The organism is Duganella sp. AC237 (assembly GCF_979254035.1).
On sequence record NZ_CEEDEW010000003.1, the window covers coordinates 987,044 to 1,007,960 of the forward strand.

The 20,917-nt window shown below is 60.0% G+C and carries 19 protein-coding genes, 4 pseudogenes and 1 other annotated feature; of the genes and pseudogenes, 12 read left to right on the forward strand and 11 right to left on the reverse strand.

Going from position 1 to position 20,917, the window contains the following annotated elements:
- Positions 1 to 103 precede the first annotated feature (103 nt).
- The 4 genes and pseudogenes from AC0IYS_RS04720 to AC0IYS_RS04735 all read left to right on the forward strand — a co-directional run.
- A complete protein-coding gene (locus AC0IYS_RS04720; protein ID WP_471704093.1) occupies positions 104 to 577 on the forward strand; it encodes a DUF6328 family protein in 474 nt (157 codons plus the stop codon).
- Positions 578 to 653: 76 nt separating this feature from the next.
- Positions 654 to 1,082 carry a flagellar basal body rod protein FlgB gene (flgB, locus tag AC0IYS_RS04725; RefSeq protein ID WP_471704094.1) on the forward strand — a complete coding sequence of 143 codons (429 nt, stop codon included), beginning with the start codon at positions 654 to 656 and terminating at the stop codon, positions 1,080 to 1,082.
- 1,037 nt (positions 1,083 to 2,119) lie between these two features.
- The gene (locus AC0IYS_RS04730; RefSeq protein WP_471704095.1) at positions 2,120 to 2,707 is read left to right on the forward strand and encodes an SIS domain-containing protein; all 588 of its coding nucleotides are present in this window, start codon (positions 2,120 to 2,122) and stop codon (positions 2,705 to 2,707) included.
- Positions 2,708 to 2,785: 78 nt separating this feature from the next.
- Positions 2,786 to 2,890 (forward strand): annotated as a pseudogene (locus AC0IYS_RS04735) (ATP-binding protein); the annotation flags it as partial.
- 35 nt (positions 2,891 to 2,925) lie between these two features.
- On the opposite strand, the gene tnpC reads toward AC0IYS_RS04735, so the two are convergent.
- The 6 genes and pseudogenes from tnpC to AC0IYS_RS04765 all read right to left on the reverse strand — a co-directional run bounded on the left by tnpC (position 2,926) and on the right by AC0IYS_RS04765 (position 6,665).
- Positions 2,926 to 4,446, reverse strand: a complete 1,521-nt coding sequence (gene tnpC, locus AC0IYS_RS04740) for an IS66 family transposase (RefSeq protein WP_471704081.1) — start codon at positions 4,444 to 4,446, stop codon at positions 2,926 to 2,928.
- Positions 4,447 to 4,501: 55 nt separating this feature from the next.
- On the reverse strand, positions 4,502 to 4,843 hold the full coding sequence (gene tnpB / locus AC0IYS_RS04745) for an IS66 family insertion sequence element accessory protein TnpB (protein ID WP_471708794.1): 342 nt from the start codon (positions 4,841 to 4,843) through the stop codon (positions 4,502 to 4,504).
- Positions 4,843 to 5,136 carry an IS66 family insertion sequence element accessory protein TnpA gene (gene tnpA, locus AC0IYS_RS04750; RefSeq protein ID WP_471704080.1) on the reverse strand — a complete coding sequence of 98 codons (294 nt, stop codon included), beginning with the start codon at positions 5,134 to 5,136 and terminating at the stop codon, positions 4,843 to 4,845. The genes tnpB and tnpA overlap by 1 nt, the downstream gene beginning before the upstream one ends.
- Positions 5,137 to 5,344: 208 nt before the next feature.
- Positions 5,345 to 5,810, reverse strand: a pseudogene (locus AC0IYS_RS04755) (IS66 family transposase); the annotation flags it as partial.
- Positions 5,811 to 5,891: 81 nt separating this feature from the next.
- Complete coding sequence (locus tag AC0IYS_RS04760; RefSeq protein ID WP_471704097.1) at positions 5,892 to 6,005, reverse strand: IS66 family transposase zinc-finger binding domain-containing protein; 114 nt, start codon at positions 6,003 to 6,005, stop codon at positions 5,892 to 5,894.
- A 237-nt stretch (positions 6,006 to 6,242) separates the two neighbouring features.
- A complete protein-coding gene (locus tag AC0IYS_RS04765) occupies positions 6,243 to 6,665 on the reverse strand; it encodes a hypothetical protein (protein WP_471704098.1) in 423 nt (140 codons plus the stop codon).
- A 351-nt stretch (positions 6,666 to 7,016) separates the two neighbouring features.
- Between AC0IYS_RS04765 and AC0IYS_RS04770 the strand changes: the two genes are divergently transcribed.
- The 3 genes from AC0IYS_RS04770 (at position 7,017) to AC0IYS_RS04780 (ending at position 8,455) form a co-directional block, all read left to right on the forward strand.
- Positions 7,017 to 7,304 carry an H-NS histone family protein gene (locus AC0IYS_RS04770; protein WP_471704099.1) on the forward strand — a complete coding sequence of 96 codons (288 nt, stop codon included), beginning with the start codon at positions 7,017 to 7,019 and terminating at the stop codon, positions 7,302 to 7,304.
- Between the two features lie 238 nt (positions 7,305 to 7,542).
- Positions 7,543 to 7,953 (forward strand): helix-turn-helix domain-containing protein, encoded by a 411-nt coding sequence (locus AC0IYS_RS04775; protein WP_471704100.1) that lies wholly within the window; start codon positions 7,543 to 7,545, stop codon positions 7,951 to 7,953.
- A 40-nt stretch (positions 7,954 to 7,993) separates the two neighbouring features.
- Positions 7,994 to 8,455, forward strand: a complete 462-nt coding sequence (locus AC0IYS_RS04780) for a hypothetical protein (RefSeq protein WP_471704101.1) — start codon at positions 7,994 to 7,996, stop codon at positions 8,453 to 8,455.
- A 450-nt stretch (positions 8,456 to 8,905) separates the two neighbouring features.
- On the opposite strand, the gene AC0IYS_RS04785 is transcribed toward AC0IYS_RS04780, so the two are convergent.
- Complete coding sequence (locus AC0IYS_RS04785; protein WP_471704102.1) at positions 8,906 to 9,409, reverse strand: hypothetical protein; 504 nt, start codon at positions 9,407 to 9,409, stop codon at positions 8,906 to 8,908.
- A gap of 114 nt (positions 9,410 to 9,523) precedes the next feature.
- Between AC0IYS_RS04785 and AC0IYS_RS04790 the strand changes: the two are divergent.
- The 3 genes and pseudogenes from AC0IYS_RS04790 (at position 9,524) to AC0IYS_RS04800 (ending at position 13,074) form a co-directional block, all read left to right on the forward strand.
- A pseudogene (locus tag AC0IYS_RS04790) lies at positions 9,524 to 10,769 on the forward strand (IS3 family transposase).
- Positions 9,802 to 9,918 (forward strand) — a sequence feature (AL1L pseudoknot). (Overlaps the previous pseudogene by 117 nt.)
- A gap of 518 nt (positions 10,770 to 11,287) precedes the next feature.
- A pseudogene (locus AC0IYS_RS04795) lies at positions 11,288 to 12,436 on the forward strand (IgA Peptidase M64); the annotation flags it as partial.
- A gap of 158 nt (positions 12,437 to 12,594) precedes the next feature.
- The gene (locus tag AC0IYS_RS04800) at positions 12,595 to 13,074 is read left to right on the forward strand and encodes a hypothetical protein (RefSeq protein ID WP_471704103.1); all 480 of its coding nucleotides are present in this window, start codon (positions 12,595 to 12,597) and stop codon (positions 13,072 to 13,074) included.
- A 122-nt stretch (positions 13,075 to 13,196) separates the two neighbouring features.
- On the opposite strand, the gene parC is transcribed toward AC0IYS_RS04800, so the two are convergent.
- Together parC and AC0IYS_RS04810 are read right to left on the reverse strand one after the other, a co-directional pair.
- A complete protein-coding gene (gene parC, locus AC0IYS_RS04805) occupies positions 13,197 to 15,605 on the reverse strand; it encodes a DNA topoisomerase IV subunit A (RefSeq protein ID WP_471704104.1) in 2,409 nt (802 codons plus the stop codon).
- A 12-nt stretch (positions 15,606 to 15,617) separates the two neighbouring features.
- Positions 15,618 to 17,615, reverse strand: a complete 1,998-nt coding sequence (locus tag AC0IYS_RS04810) for a DNA topoisomerase IV subunit B (protein ID WP_471704105.1) — start codon at positions 17,613 to 17,615, stop codon at positions 15,618 to 15,620.
- Between the two features lie 223 nt (positions 17,616 to 17,838).
- Between AC0IYS_RS04810 and AC0IYS_RS04815 the strand changes: the two genes are divergently transcribed.
- Both AC0IYS_RS04815 and AC0IYS_RS04820 read left to right on the forward strand, forming a co-directional pair.
- Complete coding sequence (locus tag AC0IYS_RS04815; protein WP_471704106.1) at positions 17,839 to 18,168, forward strand: hypothetical protein; 330 nt, start codon at positions 17,839 to 17,841, stop codon at positions 18,166 to 18,168.
- Positions 18,169 to 18,222: 54 nt separating this feature from the next.
- The gene (locus tag AC0IYS_RS04820) at positions 18,223 to 18,990 is read left to right on the forward strand and encodes a TorF family putative porin (RefSeq protein WP_471704107.1); all 768 of its coding nucleotides are present in this window, start codon (positions 18,223 to 18,225) and stop codon (positions 18,988 to 18,990) included.
- A gap of 90 nt (positions 18,991 to 19,080) precedes the next feature.
- Here the strand turns inward: AC0IYS_RS04820 and AC0IYS_RS04825 are convergent, their stop codons facing one another.
- Both AC0IYS_RS04825 and dapA read right to left on the reverse strand, forming a co-directional pair.
- On the reverse strand, positions 19,081 to 19,653 hold the full coding sequence (locus tag AC0IYS_RS04825) for a hypothetical protein (protein WP_471704108.1): 573 nt from the start codon (positions 19,651 to 19,653) through the stop codon (positions 19,081 to 19,083).
- Positions 19,650 to 20,594: a 4-hydroxy-tetrahydrodipicolinate synthase gene (dapA, locus tag AC0IYS_RS04830; RefSeq protein WP_471704109.1), complete on the reverse strand. Its 945-nt coding sequence runs from the start codon at positions 20,592 to 20,594 to the stop codon at positions 19,650 to 19,652. The genes AC0IYS_RS04825 and dapA overlap by 4 nt, the downstream gene beginning before the upstream one ends.
- Positions 20,595 to 20,917: the final 323 nt, after the last annotated feature.

The following is a 20,917-nucleotide window of genomic DNA, read 5'->3' on the forward strand; positions in this document are numbered from 1 at the left end:
AGCACGCAGATCCTTTAGATCTTCTCGCTGAACTGGGCTGCACCGCACGGGCGGCGTTCGATGTCGTCCTTGATGCGCGGCCGTTGTCGTTTAGGGAGGCAGGATGACTTACCCATCAGAGAGCCCATCCGAACACGATGAAACAGACATGACGGAGATGCTCAATGAGTTGCGAATTTTGCTTCCTGGCGCGCAGCTGCTAAACGGTTTCCTCATAACGCTGCCATTTAATTCTGGGTTCCAGCAGATTGTTCAGGTGGAGAAATGGATTTTTATGGCCACGTTCGTTTGTTCGTTATCAAGCCTGATTTTGTTCACCACACCTGCAGTGCAGCACCGCGTTCTCAGGCCGCTTGATGACCGTGAAAAATTTAAGAATGGCGCGAGCAAGCAAATGCTTGTCGGCGCGGCATTCCTATCTCTGGCGTTGGTCCTTTGCGCGAACCTGGTGACTGCCGAAGTCGTCGGCCATCCACTTGGAGGTGTGGTAGCGGCGCTTGTCTCGTCGATGATTTTAGCGTTGTGGTGGGTTTCTCCATGGTGGAGACTACGGACGCGCAAGAAGGATGAGCGTTAGCAAGACATAACCCTATTGGTCTGTAGACGGACCAATGGTTTTCTATTTCCGGTCTTTATTTTTGCAGGAGAACGTTATGAATAGTTTGAAAGGTTCCGGCATTAATTCCGCTGCAAATGCAGCCGACGATGATTTTTGGGCGAAAGCGCTCAAAATTTCCGAGCAGCGACTCACCGTCCTGGCATCGAATATTGCGAATGCCGATACGCCCAACTATAAGGCGCGCGATATCGATTTCCGTACATCCCTACAACAGGCGCTCGCTACCAAAACAGGAACAGTGGCCAAATTGAAAGTTTCTGGGACGAGTAACAATGAGGCGCCCTTCATGGCAACGCTACTTTATCGGATACCCAGTCAAGGTGCGGTTGATGGCAATACTGTCGAGATGGATACCGAACGTTCTGCTTTTGCGAACCAAGCGATCAGATACGAATTCTTGGTGCAACAGGCACTCGACGAATACAAGGAAATCGGAACGCTATTCAAGTCCATGACGGGATAAGGTTTGCAGGAGAACTAGAATGTCTGCGCCTGCAAACAAGGTTGCGCCGACCAATGCCGGCAACACGCAGGGCGCGGTAGCAGAGCTCCTTAACAGCCGGGAAATGTAAAAGCGCACAATTTTTACTATTTCGATTTCTGACAAGCGCTATACATCTAGTTGCGCGTGAAAACGTGTAGAAAGCGGCCGTAGCGCGGCTGATTCGATCTGTTCCAATGCGCGATGGTACCGTTGCACTCCAATATCGTCACGGCATACGGCACAATGGGATTATGATTAATCTCTCGAAGAGCAGGCGCAGAAACCACCGTGAGTTTCGTGTCAACCCCGCAACCGGTGGCACGGATTGGTGCGATCTATGTCGCTTCAACGGGCTGTATCTTCGCTTTTTCGGTGGAACGATTTTGCGCATAAAGTTATTTTCGCGCGTGATTGACTCTCCAGTTGATATAGGGTGGCCAATGGCTCAGATTTGGCGACATGAGGAGAACAAATGAACAACCTGCACCTGCCGGATGCGGGCTGCAGCGGCGAGCCGCTACCGCCGAAGCGATGGCGGGCCCCATGCCAGCCTCGATCTACCGCATCGACAATTTAGGGAGAACGGTATGTTTAGTTTGAGAGTAATGCTAGCCACGGCTGCCTTGCATGGCCTCGCGGGTTGTGTGACCGACCCGACGTTGGGTGTGGTCGACTGGAAGCATGGAGCAAGACGGGGCAATGTAGTCAGTACCTATATGGCCGATTTCCAAATGACGCAGCTTCCGAAATGTTTGGCCGATTTGCCGCGTGATCAATATACGGCCAATCGGTATGTGAAAGTCCGGTACCGCAATGTTCGGCTAATACGCTCGGCGGTAGCGCCAGTTCCGCCAACTTTAGATATTAAGGACGGCGACGTCATTGAGCTATGGCCCGCCGACTGCGAGGCTGGGAGCATCGCCCGCATTACGCGTGTACTGAGTGTGCAGGGACAATGATATGCGCACGGACACGGCAAACCTCACCTATATGAGTTTTATGGAGAAAAATTCGCGATGATTGAACACATCAAGGCTAGCTTAGCTCAAGCACACTCAACGCTGGAAGTTTTTGCCGGTGATCCGCGTTCTTTGCAAGCTGTCGCCCAAGCCGCGCTCTTGCTCATCACGTCATTCGAAAATTCGGGGCGGGCATACTCTTGCGGCAACGGGGGCTCGATGTGTGACGCCATGCATTTTGCCGAAGAGTTCACCGGTAGATTCCGGCTCGACCGTCCAGGTATGGCAGCTGTTGCCATTAGCGACCCGAGCTATATGTCCTGCGTGGCCAACGATTATGGCTATGACCAGGTATTTTCGCGTTTTATTCAGGCACATGGCCGCCCTGGAGACGTGCTTCTAGCTATCAGCACTAGCGGTAGAAGTCCATCGATTGTCAATGCCGCTCGAGTTGCAAGCCAGCTTGGCATGCACGTGATCGGAATGACCGGCCAGCCAGGCTCCGAATTGGCGGCCTTATGCGAAGTATGCATTGAGGCTCCGGGAGGCCGCTTCGCCGACAGGGTTCAGGAGATGCACATCAAGATAATCCATATTCTGATCGAGCTCGTCGAACGGAAAATTTACCCGCAAAACTATATTTAGATTGTCGCGCAGACCTCATTGAATTGTTCAAGCCTGGCTGACCAGCATATTGAGATTGAACGTAAGCAAGGAGACACCATGAGCATGACCGTGAACGAAATCGAACGCGCCCTGCGCGAGCTGCGTCTGTCGGGCATCCGCGCCACCCTCGACACCCGCATCCTACAGGCGCAGGCGACACAGGGTAAGCGGCCAGCGGCCCCACCTATGCAGCGTGCTTAGGTTTGGATAAAGTCCGGAAATGGCAACAGCGAGTCGATCTGGCTGTTGGGGCACGTCGGGAGACGTTCCAAAACAGTCGCCAGCCAGCGCGCCGGATCTAGTCCGTTGAGCTTGGCGGTGGCGAACAGGCTCTGGATGGCGGCGGCACGATGGCCCGCCCGCTCCGAGCCGGTGAACAACCAGTTCTTTTTGCCGATGGCAATGGGACGGATGGCGTTTTCGACCGGATTATTGTCGATCGGCAGCGTGCCCGAGCCGGCATAGCGCTCCAGCGCCGGCCAGCGCTTGAGCGCATGGTCGACGGCCTTGGCCGTGCCGCTGCCGGCGGCGACGGCGCGCTGGGTGGCAAGCAACCAGGCATGCAGTTCGGCCAGCGCCGGCATGGCCAATCGTTCGCGCAGCGCCCGGCGTTGCGGCGGATCGAGCCCCGCGCCTTGCTGCTCGATCGCGTATAGCGCCGCGATGCGGCGCAACGCCTCCTCGGCGACGGGGCTGCCGCTGGCGGCGTGCACGTCGAAGAATTTACGACGGATATGGGCCAGGCAGGCCAGTTCGGTGGGGCCGTCGACGAACAGGGCCTTGTAGCCCACGTAATCGTCCACCATCAGATGGCCGCGCCAGCCATGCAGGAAGGCGCGCGCATGGGTGCCGGCGCGGCTGGTCTGGTAGTCGAACACGACGATGGGCGGCCCGTCGTCATGCGCGCCGGAGCGGTAGGCCCACAGGTAGGCGTGGCGGGTCTTGCCGCTGCCGGGATCGAGTTGGCGCACCGGGGTTTCGTCGGCGTGCAGGCAGTCGTGTTGCCGCAGCAGTTCGGCGAGCCGGTCGGCCAGCGGCTGCAAGGCCACGCCGATGTGTCCGATCCACTCGGCCAAGGTCGAACGCGCCAGCGGCACGCCTTGGCGCGCGGCGATTTGCTCGATCCGGTACAGCGGCAGATGGTCGAGGTACTTGCTGGCGGCGACCCACGCCAGCAGGCCGGTGGCGGCCATGCCGCCATCGATGACGGCCGGCGGGATCGGCGCGGCCGTCACCGTCTCGCACGGACGGCAGGCGTACTGCGGACGGATGTGGCGATGCACGAAGAAGCGCGCCGGCTCCACGTCCAGTTGCTCGCTGACGTCCTCGCCGATCTTGACCAGGTCGGCGCCGCATTGGCCGCACTGGCACGAGTCGGGCTCGTGGCGGTGCTCGATGCGCGGCAGTTCAGGCGGCAGCGCCTGGCGGCCGGCGCGCTTGCGTTGGCGCTTGGCCGGCGCTTGGCCTTCGAGCTCCTCCTCAATGGCGGCCAGGTCGGTGTCGACCGTTTCCTCGAACAGCAAGCGTTGCTCGCCGACGAGCGCCTCGCTGGCCTTGCCGAAGCGGATCCGGCGGTAGTAGGCCAGCTCGTGGGTCAGCGCCGTGATCTTGAAATCTTTCTCGGCCAGCTTGGCCTGCTGCTGTGCGAACAGCGCCTGCACCTGCGCCAGCAGGGCCGGGTCGATGTCGGTGCGGGCGAGTTCGTTGAGCAGGTCCATGGCGCGACAGTTTACCGGGTGCCTTCCACGTTTACAAGCAAAACAGTTTACGTCGTCACAAGCGCCACTGGGCTGGCGCCGGTGCCGACAGGCGCTGCCAGTCCACGCCGGCGACCAGCCAGCGCCATTGTTCCGCGCTCATCTGCCAGCACGCATCGTCCGCCTGCGGCCAGACGAACTGGCCGTGATGCAGGCGGCGCAAGCACATCCACACGCCGGTGCCGTCCCAGCACACCAGCTTGAGGCGCGTGCGGCGGCGGTTGGCGAACACGTAGGCCGCGCCGTCGCACGGCGGGCGCCCCAGCGCCTGCTGCACGTGCAGCGACAAGCCGTCGATGCCGGTGCGCATGTCCACCGCCGCCGTCGCCAGCCAGATCGCATCGGCCAACAGCTCCATCACAGCGCGCGCATCAGTTCGGCCAGCCAGCCGGCAGGGACGTCGCCCGGCAGGCTCAGGGTCCAGCCACGCTCGTTGCGCAGGCTGATCGCCGCTGGTGCCGGCGCCGCCGGCGCCACCCGCACCGGTAACAAGCCTGGCACGGCCGGCGACTTGGTCAGTCGCCGTACCCAATAGCCTACCTGCCGGATCGGAAAGCCTTGCTCGATGGCGTATGCGCGCTGCGATAGTCCGCTGGCCCGCCACTGCGCCACACGTTCTTCCCACACTTTTTCCCGGTCCTTGTTTGACACCTTCCACCTCCTGTATTGATCGAGGCGATAGTTTGGCGGTGCCGATTAAGAATTCATAGATGGGACGGCTGGACGCTTACTATCGGTCGCTGCCCACAACGAATATGTCAGACCGCACCGTCTGGGATGCCCAGGGTAACTTGATCGAGGATGGCGTCAACACCGCTGGGAAGCGGCGTGATCTCAAAGCGCTACTGTGCAGGTTGTAATTCCAAGGCAAGAAATCATCGACCCGGTTGACGGGATTAGCGGCGATATGCGTCAGTAGGTGACGCAAACAGGCTTCGGGGCCGACACCGCTCAGCTTGGCCGTGCCGATCAGCGAGTAAAGCGTGACGGCGCGCTCCCCGCTGCTGTCGGCGCCGGCGAAAAGGTAGTTGCGGCGGCCGATGGCGACACCGCGCGAGGCGCGTTCAGCAGCAGAGTTATCAATCTCGATGGAGTCGTTGTCGCAGTAGAAGCAGCGCTGGCCAGAGCTTGAGCGCGTACAGGGTCGCCGCCGCCGTATCGGACTTGCGCGACAACGTATTGAGCGGGTGGCGCGCAGCGTTCCAGGTCGTCGAGCACCGGCGCGATCGGGCTTGCCGAACTTGTATTCATTCGTCGGGTGGCTTGCCCCGGATCTCGGCCTCAATCGCGTAATGCTCGGCGATCCGGCGCAGCAACTCGGTGGTCGGCGGTGTCGCGCGCTGCGTGAACTTCGTCACTAGCTTATGCGCCAGCAGGCCGGGGCCGGCGATGCCGCGCTGGATCGGTCAGCTCCGCGTCGGCGCATGGACGATGGCGTCGCGGCAGGCACACGCGAGCGTGGGGCGCATATAGCGGATCACGCGGAAGGAGGCCGGTACCCACTCCAGTTGCTCGGCCACATTCTAGCCCAGCTGCCTCAGCCCGCCGCCACAGGCGAGGCAGGCATAGGCCGTCGGATGTAGGGCTTCTCGTCTCGTGGTAAATGATCGGGCAAAGGCCGGCGCACCGATTTCGTTCGTGGCGCCTGATCCGCCGCCGACATCTCGCGCGCCGCCTCGGCCTCCAGGCTTGCAAATCTTTCAGCTGGAGCTTCGGTTGCGCGATCTGATGCGAGCTTGTCGTGGGCTACCGTTTTGCTACGTGTAGTAGGTCCCTGTGGAGTTGCGCGCGGCCGTTAAGACAGCATCGTGATCGTCGAGAACATACATTGGCGCGATGGGTACCTCTCTGCCGTCAACCAAACCAGATATCCAGTCATCTTTAAAAATGAACCAGCTGCTAATCGCGAAAGCGTCATCCTCCGCCAACAGGTCCAAGATGTCTTTGATGATCGGTAACGGTCTCATTTTCGAATCAAATTCAAATCGAGGATACAGCGCTCCACGCGGGCTTGGGATGCTGAAGATTTTTCGCTCGTCTTCCCACTTGACCAAGAGTTCGCGCGCGTCAGGCTGATCGATACGCAGCATGAGCTCCTCTGCTGAAATCCACTCACACATGTCCATCATTTTCGTGATTGTTCTCGCTCGCCCTGCCCGATACTCATCGTCGATGCACATCATCCGGCTCCAAAATAAATTGACCGGCGTTGAAGGTGACTCAGAATGCACCTGGCGTCAACAAGATTTTGGTGCCATGGTTAGAGACATGTGCCATGTATAGAGACGATACGATACACGGAGCGTGCTCTCTCATCATCGTATGGAGAACGCAATGACATGCTCAATAGCATGTCCTAACGCTACCGTGTTTTGCGGGTCGGAAGCGGCATCTGTACCTGTTGCATGTAGCTTCCCATACAGGCTATAACTGCCTGTCGATCACAACACTCGTCAGCGAAAGTTTTGTGCACATCAAATGTGCCTGGTTAGAGGTACAATTTGGTTTCAAAAATCAAAAGGATTAACGCCATGACGAGTTCTTACGCCGCGCTGAAAGCCCAAATTGCAGAACTTGAAAAACAAGCTGCGCAGGCGCGTGAAAGAGAGATTTCGGCTGCGAAGAGCCAAGTTCGTGAGATCATGCAGACCTACGGCTTGACCATCGCTGATTTGGGTGGCGCGACTAAAGCACCTAAGGTACGTCAAACCGTTGCAGCCAAATACCGGGATGCCGCGACTGGCCAAGAGTGGACAGGGCGTGGTCGTGCTCCTAAATGGCTCGATGGGAAAAATAAAGACGATTATCTGATCAAGTAAATCGTTACCCTCACGTGTCGCATAACATTTCCGACCGGCGGCAATTGGGATGGAGTTGTGCCCTCGAATTCCGGGGACGTCACGACCTCGATGACAAAATCGAGCTAACCTGAGATGCGTTTCTTACGAATAGTGGATAGGCATTGAATGTGGGGCTCGCACACGCCACGCTTATGTCTTGCACGTGATGTTCTCAATGGCACCCATATTGCGCAAGGAGTACAACAAAGGAAGCCTTATGGACCGTCATCCGATTAGCGACATCACCACCGGTTTTCAGGCTTTAGCAGCTCTGGTTCCACTGTGTGCGATCCGTACGGAAGCAGACTATGAACAAGCCGGTACGGTCTTGAACCAGCTCCTGGATGCAGGTGCTGCCAACGAGGGTTCACCACTCGCCGATCTGGCAAACGCGTTGGGTGCCGTGATTGGTGACTACGACGATTCGCACAACACCGCTCAAGAAGTTTCGCCTGCGGCGACTTTGTGGTTTCTGATGCAGCAGCATCATCTCACCCAGTCTGACCTTCCAGAAATCGGCAGCCAAGGAGTGGTATCAGAGATTTTGCGCGGAAAACGTGAACTTAATGTTCGGCAAATTAAAGAACTGGCCGGACGCTTTCAGGTTCCTGCTGCTGTGTTTATCTAAACGCCAAGGAAAATACTGTATAAACGGTTTATAAGGAAAAATGGATATCTCAGAGGGCATCGCTATCGCAGCTGCAACCATTTCGACGGTAGCAACCTGGTCAGCCCATCGTGCTGCTATCAGTGCCGAGCGGTCCGCGCGAAGCGCCGAGCACGCCAATAAAATTGCTTTGCACAACGAAAGACTGAATATCTACAAGGGACTGCAAGAGTTTCACCTGATGCTTAGAACTCGCGGCATCCATTTGCCTGACGAGACGATCTGGCATTTCTTCGATCGCTCGAACCTTAGCGAATTCTATTTCAGTCCCGAAATAGCGGCCTCTCTTCTTGCGATCGCGAAGTGCGCGAACGACATGAAGGCCATGGGGGACTATGGCGAGAGCACCCCGCACGGCGAGGATAGCGCACAAGCGGCCCGCCGGAAGCGGAGAAACTTAGAGCTGACCTCGTCAGACAATGCGAGTGGGCGGACAGTACCCTGCGCAGTTTGTTGCGCCTGACGAACTAGTAAACAATGTTAGCGGGTTTGTAAAAGCGCGGAAATATGGGACTCGCGCGCGCTTTTCTACTTGGTACTGGGCGCGTGCGAGCTTGCCGCTAGTTTCAGAACGGCTCGCCGTCAATGTCGGACTGGGCTTTTGATTGGCGCCCATCCGGAACGCGGTTGTCCCGATGGTGAGCTTGGACCTGCGGCGCGTTGCCGCAGGAATTGCTCGCGCAGATCGTCGAGCAATTCGATGACCGCCACCGCCTGCTCGGCGCCGCAAGGTGGCGTCACGCTTGGTCCAATCGGTCGAAGTAGCGGAAAGTACGCCTTTCGACTTCGGTCAGCCGGAAACCATCGCTGCCGCGTTGGAAGGCGTCGACCGGCGCCGGTGCCTGGACGATGCCTGCCTTAAAGCAGGACGTGAAAATTTGCGGGTCCTTTGTAAAATGCTGTTTGTGCGATATCAACTCTTCTTCTGGACACGCTCCGCATTTAATTTACTCAAGAGGAGATCATTTTCTTGAACGGTGGTGATGAGCTTAGCAAGCTGATCTTTCGTTAGATCATTTGAATGCTTGGGTAGCGGGCGCTGAGTTGCTGATGCCTCTCGGCTTCGAAGTAGTGAGTGGATGGCTATCTTCTGTCCGCCCAAAGGGGCGCGGACAGGATCAATGTGCCAGTCGACGGCGGTGACTTCGGCACTGGTTACGCCGTGCGCCCAAAGCATTTCAGCTAATTCGATAGCATCAGCGTGTTCAAGGCGTTGGCCGTCCTCTAGTTCGGCAACCAGCAGCTCGCCCAGTAGGTGAATGTTAGCTTTCATGCGTTCCCTGATGGTTTGATATAGCCCTCGCTGTGAAAAATACTTTAGTATCTCAGCCTGGGTGATACTGATCTGACGAGCAATAAGTAAAGTATAGCGTGACGGCTGCTCGGCGTGATGGGAGTGGAGAAGGTAGAACAGCATCCCGTCTTCCCTTATACCCACGCCTGCGCGACGTGCGCACACACACTCGTCCTCGGCTCTCTGAATCGCCCCGGGTTTGAAGGGGGCTCCAACATTTGAGAAAATGGAGCGACCATGAAAAAATCAGTCCGATATTCCCCCGAAGTGATGGAGCGCGCCGTGCGCATGGTCCAAGAGGCCGGCAGCGAGTACGAGTCGCAGTGGGCCGCCATCACATCCATCGCAGCCAAGATAGGCTGTACCGCCGAGACTTTGCGTCGCTGGGTCCGCCAACGTGAGCGCGACACCGGCCAGCGTGAGGGTACCACCACCGCCGAAAGCGAGCGCCTCAAAGCGCTGGAGCGAGAAGTTAAAGAGCTGCGCAAGGCGAATGAAATCCTGCGCTTGGCCAGCGCGTTTTTCGCCCAGGCGGAGCTCGACCGCCGCTTCAAGTCGTGAGAACGTTCATTGACCAGCACCGCCAAGCGTACGGGGTCGAGTCGATTTGCAAAGTCTTGCAGGTCGCCCCGTCCGGCTACTGGCATTACGCCGCGCAGCGGCGCAATCCGGCTTTGCGCTGTGCCCGCGCAAAGAGTGATGAGGTGTTGGCCCCTCAAATTGAACGCATCTGGCAAGCCAACATGCAGGTCTACGGTGCCGAAAAAGTCTGGCGCCAGCTGCGTCGCGGAGGCATGGAGGCCGCCCGGTGCACTGTCGAACGCTTGATGCGCCGCGCCGGTCTGCGCGGTGTGATGCGGGGCAAGGTCGTCAAGACCACCGTCGGCAATGCGGCCGCACCTTGCCCGCTGGACCGGGTCAACCGTCAGTTCAAAGCACAGCGGCCCGATCAACTGTGGGTGTCCGATTTCACCTACGTCTCGACCTGGCAAGGCATTGTCTATGTGGCCTTTGTGATTGATGTCTTTGCCCGGCGTATCGTGGGCTGGCGCGTCAGCAGTTCGATGAGCACCGACTTCGTCTTGGATGCCTTGGAACAAGCGCTGTACGCCCGCCAAGCCGAGCGTGACGAAGCCTTGATTCATCATAGCGACAGGGCTCGCAATACGTTTCCATTCGGTACAGCGAGCGCCTGGCCGAAGCCGGGGTTGAGCCCTCTGTGGGGAGTAAGGGCGACAGCTACGACAACGCGTTGGCCGAGACCATAAACGGCCTGTACAAGGCAGAGCTGATACATCGCCGAGCTCCCTGGAAGACGCGCGAGGCCGTCGAATTGGCGACGCTGGAATGGGTGACCTGGTTCAATCATCATCGCTTACTCGAACCGCTTAGCGATATACCGCCGGCCGAAGCTGAGGCAAGCTACTACCGACAACTTTCCGGCCAGGCCATGTCGCCTGACTCACACCAAACGGCCTCCTAAATTTCCGGGGCGATTCACCTCCGTCTGGTGCCGATCTGATTGATTATATTGAGAAATTTCGAAAACTGTCAGAATGTATTGAGATGACGTTGGCAGTACGATTGGATGAGTTTTCGAGACTTTAGCACACCCTGAAAAACCTCCCCCGATCCTGGCATCACTACAGCAGGCCGACTCTCACTTGATTCCGTTATCAACGCAGTCTGTTTGCCAGCCGGGAACGCAAAGCGAAGCCCAACGAGCTTGGCGTTTCGTTGCGGGGGCCGGAAAAGCATGTCGACTTCGCGGGGCGAGCCGCATCAGTCGATCACGCCCAGCCCCCGGCGCCCCGAGGGTGGCGGCCGGCCGCCGTTCCCCACCGAATTGATGATACACGTCCTGCCGACGCGCAACTGTTCAACCCGAGCTATAAGTAGATGGGTTTGTACTGCTCCTTTGGAAATAAACTGTTCGTGTTATTTGACTTGCGGCCGCGCATAGGACCGATGTCGAAATAATAGTGCTTCTCCCTAATATTGACCGTGTTCGCGGAATGGGCCAGCACCGAGGAAGCCGGCAAGACCAATCGCGGCTTCCAGGAGTCGGTGCGCTTCCCGAAACCGGACAAGCCGGTGAAGGTGCGCATCCTCAAGCGCGACGAACGCGGCGCCTTCTCCGTGGTGTGGACGACCAGCGTCGATACCGACGCGATGGACGTGGTGCGCAAGCAGGCGCCCGCGCCGGCAAAGCCGATCGGCATCCGCGTCAACGGCCCGTCGAAGGACAAGGTCGACCTGCTGATTTTGGGCGACGGCTACACGGCCGGCGAGATGAAGAAGTTCGAGGCGACCGCGCGCCGCCTGGCCAACCATCTGTTTAATACCTCGCCGTTCAAGGAGCGCGCCAAGGACTTCAACGTCTGGGCGCTGGCCTTGCCGACGCAGGAATCGGGCGTGTCGCGGCCATCGACCGGCGTGCACCACGCCTCGCCGCTGGGCACGCGCTACGACATCTTCGGCAGCGAGCGTTATGTGCTGACCACCGACAACCGCGCGCTGCGCGAACTGGCGCAGAACGCGCCCTATGAATTCATCGAAATCCTCGTCAACAACGACACCTATGGCGGCGGCGGCATCTTCGGCCAGTTCAGCACAGCGGCGGCCAACAACGACTGGGCCAACTATCTGTTCGTGCACGAATTCGGCCACCACTTCGCCGGACTGGCGGACGAGTACTACACCTCGCCGGTGGCCTACGCCACCGGCGGCGCCACGCGCCCGGAGCCTTGGGAGCCGAATGCGACGGCGCTGCACGATCCGGCCAACGTAAAGTGGAAAAAGTTCGTCAAGGAGGGCACGCCGTTGCCGACGCCGTGGAAGAAGGACGACTACGAGGCGGCGTCCCGCGCGTACCAGAAGGAGCGCGTCGCGCTGCGCAAGGCAGACCGGCCGGAGTCGGAGATGAGCGCCTTGTTCCACAAGGACCTTCAGCACACCAACGAACTGTTCTCGCGCGATCCGAACCGGCACGTGGTGGGCGCCTTCGAGGGAGCCAACTACGAGGCCAAGGGATATTACCGTCCCGAGATGCAGTGCATTATGTTCGACCGCAGCGACAAATTCTGTTCCGTGTGCGCGGACGGGATCAGCACCATCATCGATCTCTACTCCCGGCCGAAAAGCGAATAATCGGTTTTAGTACGCTACCGTACAGAGCACATCGGCTTGGGTTGCTATTCTGGATACGTGATCTGGCGCTTCTAAACAAGAGCGCGACGCAGGCAAGGCCCGAGGCCCTGCCTTAATAAGATAAGAACGCATCCAAATTAAACTTGAGAGGAAATATCATGAGCAAAATCATCGCTACCCTGATCGCCGGCCTGTTCGCAACCGCAGCTTTCGCACAGACCCCTGCACAGACCAACGAAGTCGCCAAGGCGCAGCAAGAAGCCAACAAGGACGTCGCCAAGGCTGAACAGAAAGAGATGAAAGTTGATGCCAAAGCCGACAAGAAAGCCAACAAGGCCGTCGCTAAAGCCAACCAGACCCACGACGAAGCCCAGGCTAAAGTAAATGTGGAAGCCGCCAAAGCGAACGAAAAAATCGCCAAGGCAGATCCAGAAGACAAAGCCAAAGCCGCCGCCAAAGGCGAAAAGAACATCGCTAAAGCCGAAGAAAAGGCCAACAAAAAGGCCGTGAAAGCCGACGCCAAAGCGATCAAGGCAACCGTTGACGCCACCGAAGACAAAGCGCTGGCCGCCAACAAGACCGACGCAGTGAAAGCCAAATCGGCTGCCGAAGTCAAAGAAGCCGCAGCTAAGCATTAATTCTTAGCTAGGCAATAAAAAAGACGAGCAATGCTCGTCTTTTTTTTCGCCTTTTTATCGCATTCAAACCCGCACAGCAAAGCGGGGTCGGACCCTACGGGTCCGACCCCAAACCCGTAGTGCTAGATAATCGGCGTCAGCGATGTGGGTTTGATCTTCGTCGCCAGCGCTTTGCCTTTGCGTGCGCGCTTGCCGAAGTGGACCGCCAGGGCCGATGCCGACAGACGCTCTTCCTGCGCCTTGCCGCCACGTCCGATGCCGGAGACGATCACGCCTTTCTGGCTGATCGGCTTGGCCGCGATCAAGGTCTCCTTGTCGTCCAGCTCCATCAGGATGACGCCACGGCCGCCGTTGGTCAGCACCTTCATTTCGTCCATGCCGAACACCAGCACCCGCGCGTTGGCCGACAACACAGCGACAGCGCTGGCGCCGTCCGCCACCACCGCAGGCGGCAGCGGCACGTCGCCTTCGTCCAGGGTGACAAAGGCCTTGCCGCCCTTGATGCGGCTGACCATGTCGCCGGCCTTGGCGATGAAGCCGAAGCCCGCGCTGGTGGCCATCATCAGTTGCGTGGCGGCCGGTCCGGCGAAGTAATGCTGGATGCGCGCGCCGGAAGCCAGGTCGATCAGGGTGGTGATCGGCACGCCGTCGCCGCGTGCGTTGGGCAGCGCGGCCACGGGCACCGAGTACACCTTGCCGTTGCTGCCGAAGGCGAGCAGGTTGTCCACCGTGCGGCATTCGAATGCGCCATACAGCGTGTCGCCTGCCTTGAACGTGAATTGCGTGGCGTCGTGGCCGATGCCGGTGCGGGCGCGTATCCAGCCTTTTTCCGAAATGATGACGGTGACCGGTTCGTCCACCACCTTCTGTTCGACCACGGCTTTCTGCGCTTCTTCGATCAAGGTGCGCCGGGCGTCGCCATATTGCTTGGTGTCGGCTTCGATTTCCTTGATGATGGCGCGCTTCATCGACGCTGGATTGTCGAGCAGGTCCTGCAACAGCTGCTTCTCTTTGCGCAGTTCGGCCAGTTCCTGCTGAATCTTGATCGCTTCCAGACGTGCCAGTTGGCGCAGGCGGATTTCCAGGATGTCTTCGGCCTGGATGTCCGACAGGCGGAAGCGCTCCATCAGCGCCGCTTTCGGTTCGTCCGAATTGCGGATGATGTGGATCACTTCATCGATGTTCAGCAGGATGGTCTCGCGGCCTTCCAGGATATGGATGCGCGCGTCGACCTTGCCCAGCTTGAACTTGGTGCGGCGGGTGACGGTGATGAAGCGGAAGTCTATCCATTCCTGCAGAATCTCGCCCAGGCCCTTTTGGCGCGGACGGCCATCGCCGCCGATCATCACCAGGTTGATCGATGCCGACGATTCGAGCGACGTATGCGCCAGCAGCATCAGCATGAATTCCGTCTGATCCTGATTCTTCGACTTCGGTTCGAATACCAGGCGTACCGGCGCCGCGCGTCCCGATTCGTCGCGGATGGTGTCGAGCGAGTTGAGGATCAGCGACTTGAGCGCCATCTGTTCCGGCGACAGCGCCTTCTTGCCCATCTTGATCTTGGGATTGGTCAGCTCCTCGATCTCTTCGAGCACTTTCTGCGACGAGGTGCCCGGTGGCAGTTCGGTGACCACCGCCTGCCACTGGCCGCGCGCCAGCTCTTCGATTTTCCAGCGCGCGCGCACCTTCATGCTGCCACGCCCGTTGGCGTACATCTCGCTGATCTGCGCCGCCGGCGTGATGATCTGGCCACCGCCCGGGAAGTCCGGACCCGGCACCAGCGCCATCAACTCGCTGTGCGAGATCTTCGGATTGCGGATCATGGCGACGGCCGCCTGCGTGACCTCGCCCAGGTTGTGCGACGGGATTTCCGTCGCCAGACCGACCGCGATGCCGGAGGCGCCGTTCAGCAGCACCATCGGCAGACGCGCCGGCAGCAGGCAAGGCTCTTCGGTGGAGCCGTCGTAGTTGGCCTGGAATTCCACGGTGCCGAGATTGATCTCGTCGAGCAGCACCTTGGCGATTGGCGTCAGCCGCGCCTCGGTGTATCGCATCGCCGCCGCGCCGTCGCCGTCGCGCGAGCCGAAGTTACCCTGGCCGTCGACCAGCGGATAGCGCAGCGAGAAGTCCTGCGCCATGCGCACCATGGCGTCGTACACCGACTGGTCGCCGTGCGGGTGCAATTTACCCAGCACGTCGCCAACCACGGTGGCCGATTTGCGCGGCTTGGCGGTCGGGTTCAGGCCCATTTCGTTCATTGCGTACAGAATGCGGCGCTGTACCGGCTTCTGGCCGTCGCACACGTCCGGCAGCGCGCGGCCCTTGACCACCGAGATGGCGTAATCGAGGTAGGCGCGTTCGGCGAAGGTGGACAGGGTCAGCGTTTCGCCGCCGTCACCGCCATCGCCGCCATCGGGCGGGCCGTCGCCGTCGCCGCCTTGCGGCGGAACGGGAGGCACGGGGGGCTGCGGCGGCTGGCCGGCTTGGGCCGGCGCTGCCGCGGATTCGTCAAAGAGATTTGCTTGAGTCATAGTCGTTCAAAATTAAATATCGGCTTCGGCTTCGTTGCCATGTTCTTCGATCCACGCGCGGCGGGCGGCGGCTTCGCCTTTACCCATCAGCATATTGAAGCGCGCGGCCGATTCGCCGTGGGCGAAAGCGCCCAGCGACACCGGCAGCAGGCGGCGGGTGTCCGGATTCATCGTCGTTTCCCACAGCTGTTCGGCGTTCATCTCGCCCAGGCCTTTGAAGCGGGAGATCGACCAGGCGCCTTCTTTCAGGCCGTCCTTGCGCAGCTTGTCCTCGATGGCCACCAGTTCGCCCGGATCGAGCGCGTACAGCTTCTGGATCGGCTTCTTGCCGCGCGCCGGCGCGTCGACGCGGTACAGCGGCGGACGCGCGATGCAGATATTCCCGTTGGCGATCAGGCCGGGGAAGTGCTTGAAGAAGAGCGTCAGCAGCAGTACCTGGATGTGCGAGCCGTCGACGTCCGCATCGGAGAGGATGCAGATTTTGCCGTAGCGCAGACCGGAAAGATCCGGCGTGCTGTCGGCCGTGTGCGGGTCGACGCCGATCGCCACCGAGATGTCGTGAATCTCGTTGTTGGCGAACAGGCGGTCGCGGTCCGTCTCCCACGAGTTGAGCACCTTGCCGCGCAGCGGCAGGATGGCCTGGAACTCCTTGTCGCGGCCCATCTTGGCCGAACCGCCCGCCGAGTCACCCTCGACCAGGAACAATTCGGTGCGATGGACGTCGGTCGATTCGCAGTCGGTCAGCTTGCCCGGCAAAACGGCCACGCCCGACGATTTCTTCTTTTCGACTTTTTGCAGGGAGCGCAGGCGCGATTGCGCCTGTTTGATGACCAGCTCCGCCAGTTTTTTGCCGTAGTCGACATGGTGGTTCAGCCACAGTTCCAGCGCAGGCTTGGAGTAGGTCGACACAAGGCGCACGGCGTCGCGCGAATTGAGACGTTCCTTGATCTGGCCCTGGAACTGGGGGTCCAGCACCTTGGCCGACAACACGAACGAAACGCGCGCGAACACATCCTCCGGCAGCAGCTTGACGCCCTTCGGCAGCAGCGAGTGCATCTCGACGAAATTCTTAACCGCGCCATACAAGCCATCGCGCAGGCCCGATTCGTGGGTGCCGCCGTTCGGCGTTGGAATCAGGTTGACGTAGGATTCGCGCACCACGGCGCCTTGCTCGGTCCACGCCACCACCCATGCCGCGCCTTCGCCCTCGGCGAAGCCTTCGGCGTCCGGGCCGGCAAACTGCGCGCCCTCGAACAGCGGGATCAGGGTCTCGCCGTCGGTCGATTGCGCCAGCGCCTCGGTCAGATAGCCGCGCAAGCCGTCGTTGTACTGCCAGGTTTGCGATTCGCCGGTCTTGGCGTTGGCCAGGGTGACGGTCACGCCGGGCAGCAGCACCGCCTTGGAGCGCAGCAGGCGCTGAAGTTCGGTCTGCGAGATCGCGGGCGAGTCGAAGTATTTGGCGTCCGGCCAGGCGGTGACGCGGGTACCGGACTTTTTGCCGTCGCGCGGCGCGACCACGGAGGACAGCGGCTCGACCACGTCGCCGTGCTCGAAGGCCAGCTTGTGCAGGCCGGTGCCATCTGGTTCCTTGCGCCAGACGGTGATCTCCAGGCGCTTGGACAGCGCGTTGGTGACCGACACGCCGACGCCGTGCAGGCCGCCCGAGAAGGCGTAGGCGCCGCCCGAGCCCTTGTCGAACTTACCGCCGGCGTGCAGGCGGGTGAAGACGATTTCCACCGTCGGCACGCCTTCTTCAGGGTGCAGCCCGACCGGGATGCCGCGGCCGTCGTCTTCGACGGTGATGCTGCCATCGGCGTTTTGCGTGACGACGATGTTCTTGCAATGGCCGCCCAGCGCCTCGTCGGAGGCATTGTCGATCACTTCCTGGATGATGTGCAGCGGATTTTCGGTGCGGGTGTACATGCCCGGACGTTGCTTGACTGGTTCCAGGCCCTTGAGGACCCGGATGGATGATTCGCTGTAATCGGAAACTGGTTTTTTAGTGGCCATACGTTCAAGCTTGTGATTTTAATACTGGGTTTATGTACAGTTTTATACGTTCGTTTGCGTATTCTATCCTCAACCGGACGCGATCGAGGCCTAAAACGGGACAAAAAATAGCTGCGGGCCAATTTATACACGATGTTTACAACGGGGGCGTGACTTTTTAGACCGTTTTTACGGGCGCCTCGATAAGCTGATTCGTATCGCAACGATCAATCAGGAGTTCGATATGCACGCTTTTTCTCACACCCGCAGCGCCCAGCGCCGCTCGATCTGGTCCGCCGGCGCGCGCGGACGTCGCTTCGCGCCGGCCGCGGCGCGCACCTGCGTGATGCAGCTGACGGTCGACACCGAGGCGGTGACGGCGCTGCGCCAAATGGTCATGCGCCTGTGCGGCGACTCGCTGGAATTCATGCGCATCGAGGCCTGCGAGCATGGCGCGCGCATGAAAGTGTGGCTGTGCGTCGGCACGGCCATGGTGGCGCGGGTGATGGAGACGGTGATGCGGTCGCTGCCCGGCGCCGAATTCGGACGCTTTGTCGAACGGCCGGCGCTTTGATCGCGGCGAATACCATTCCAGGATGTTCCAACCACTGAAAGAAAGAACCGCATTATGAACAAATTACTACTCGCCGCCGTCGTCAGCGCCGCATTCGTTTGCTGCCAGTCCCGCGCCGAGGATGCCGCGCCGGCCGCCGTCGCCAAGGCCGATAACGAAACGAGCTTCAACGCCGCTGTCGTGTCGGACTACCGCTACCGGGGCATTTCGCAGACGCGCCTCAAGCCCGCGCTGCAGGGCGGCGCCGACTATGTGAACAATCCGACCGGTTTGTATGCCGGCGTCTGGATGTCGACCATCAAATGGACCAAGGATGCGGGTGGCGATGGGGATGTCGAAGTCGATATCTACGCGGGCAAGCGCGGTCAGGTCAGCGAGGCGGTATCGTACGACGTGGGCGTGCTCACCTACGTGTATCCGTCCAACGACCTGAAAAACGTGCGCGGCTTCGCCAACGCCGACACCACCGAGATCTACGGGCAGCTCGGGTTTGGCCCCGCCTATATTAAGTACTCGCACGCGGTGACCAATCTGTTCGGCTTCATCGACAGCAAAAACAGCGGCTATGTGGACGTCGGCGCCAATATCGACGCGGGTGACGGTTTCACCGTCAACCTGCACGCCGGACACCAGAAGGTGAAGCACAACGACGCCTCGAGCTACACCGACTGGAAGGTCGGCGCCACCAAGGACTTCGGCGTGGTCACCGGTGCGCTGGCGGTGATCGGCACGAATGCCGACAAGACGGCGTACGCCTCGCCAGCCAATGGCAAGTTCCTCGGCAAAACAGCGCTACAGCTAATGATCAGCAAGGTCTTTTGATCTTTTCTAGCACTCTCCCGTAAATCCGGGCAAGGGTCGTACCCCCACGGGGTACGACCCTGCGATGGTTTTGGGTCCAGCGGTGCCGGATTATGCGTGGAATACTTCCCGGTACAGGTGCCGCACTTCCGGCGCGCACAGCACGTTAGCAGCCTTGTACATCGCTGGTTCCAGCTCGCTATGGTGCGAGTGATACGCGCCTTGCTCGTCCAGAATCAGCATGTCCGCCAGCCGCGCGCCCCGCAACTGCGCCACAAACACCAGCACACACCCTGTCTGATGCGCCGACAACGGCACGCTGCCATGCGCCACCGTCACCAGCACGCGCGCACCTGGATTGGCCCGTTGCGCCTCGAGCAGACGCTCGAGCAAAGGCGCGTGGTTCGGGCGCTCCAGTTCCTCCCGCCGCAGCAGCGCCACGATCACGCCTGCACGCGCCAAGGCCGCATCGGCCTTGGCGCTACCCGACGTCGGCGACGCGCCTGAATCCACAAATTGCGACGCATCGACCACCAAATCATCGTATAGCTGCGGATCGTATGCGCCGGGATCGGGGCAGACCAGTAGCACGCGATTGCCGGCCGCCACCCGCAACAACGCCAGTTCCTCGGCCAGATCGGAGACGTCCCGATTGCCGTCCATGCCCGTTAGCGCGACGATCATGCCACCTCCGCCGCTGCAGTACAGGCACGCGTGGCTGCTTGTGCCGCCGCGTCCGAACGATAGACTGGAATGTCTTCCAGCTCCTCCAGCGCCGCAGCGATGCCAAGCTTGCATTCGGTGCTGGCGGGTGTCATCGGCAGGCGTAATTCGTCGCTCATCCGGCCCTGGATCGACAGCGCGGCCTTGAGCGGCGCCGGATTCGGCTCCGAAAACAGCAGCCGGATAATCGGTAGCAGATGGTCGAACAGATCGCGCGCCTCCGTCAGGCGTTGCGCGCGCACCAGATCGTATAGCCGCACATACAAATCGACGCGGATATGCGCGGCGGCCGAGATGGCGCCATGCCCGCCGCCGCACAAGGCTGCGAACAGCAGCGCATCGTCGCCGCACAGCATCGACAGCGGCGTGCGGCGCACCAGCTCCGTCATCTGCTGCAAGCTGCCGCCGGCTTCCTTGATGCCGATGAATTGCGGGTTGACCGCCAAACGGCGCGCTGTGGCCAGCTCCAGATTGACGCCGGTGCGCGCCGGCACGTTATACAGAACGATCGGCTGCGCCGTGGCGTCGGCGATCGTCTCGAAGTGGCGCACCAGACCATCCTGCGATGGCCGCACATAGGCCGGCGTGGAGACCAGATAGCCGGCCAGGCCGGAGTCGTCGAAGCGCAGCGCCTTGCCGGCGGCGGCGAAGGTGTCGCTGCCGCCGATGCCCATCAGAACCGGGCAGCGCTTGTGTGCCACCTCCAGCACCGCCGTGAGCGCGGCGTCCTGCTCGTCGATGTCCAACTGCGACGCTTCACCCGTGGTGCCGCACACCACCAGTCCATGGGCGCCGTCGGCGATCAGGCCGTCGGCCAGCGTTTGTAGGGCGGCGAGATCGATTTCGCCATGATGCAGCGGTGTGGCCAGCGGCACCCAGATGCCGCGAATGGAGGTAAGCATGATCTTTTCGGGTAGTGGTAACACTTCAAGCTTATGCCGAGGCTTGTAAAAATTCTCTAAAGAGTGTGGCCGGGGGCGTAAACAGCGTGTAAACAAGGCAAAAGCGCAAGGCAGAAGCGCAAGGCATAAGCGCGTACCGGAACACCAAATTTTTACGGTTTGTTTACACCGCCCCTCCAAGTCTTTACAAAATCTTTAGACCCTTCCCGCTAACCTTCCCAGTATCAAAACAAGACCTGTGAGGGTGTGATGGACATAGTATTTATCGGTGCGATGGTGATGTTCTTCGCCGTGACCGTGGCGTTTGCCGCCGGTTGCGACAA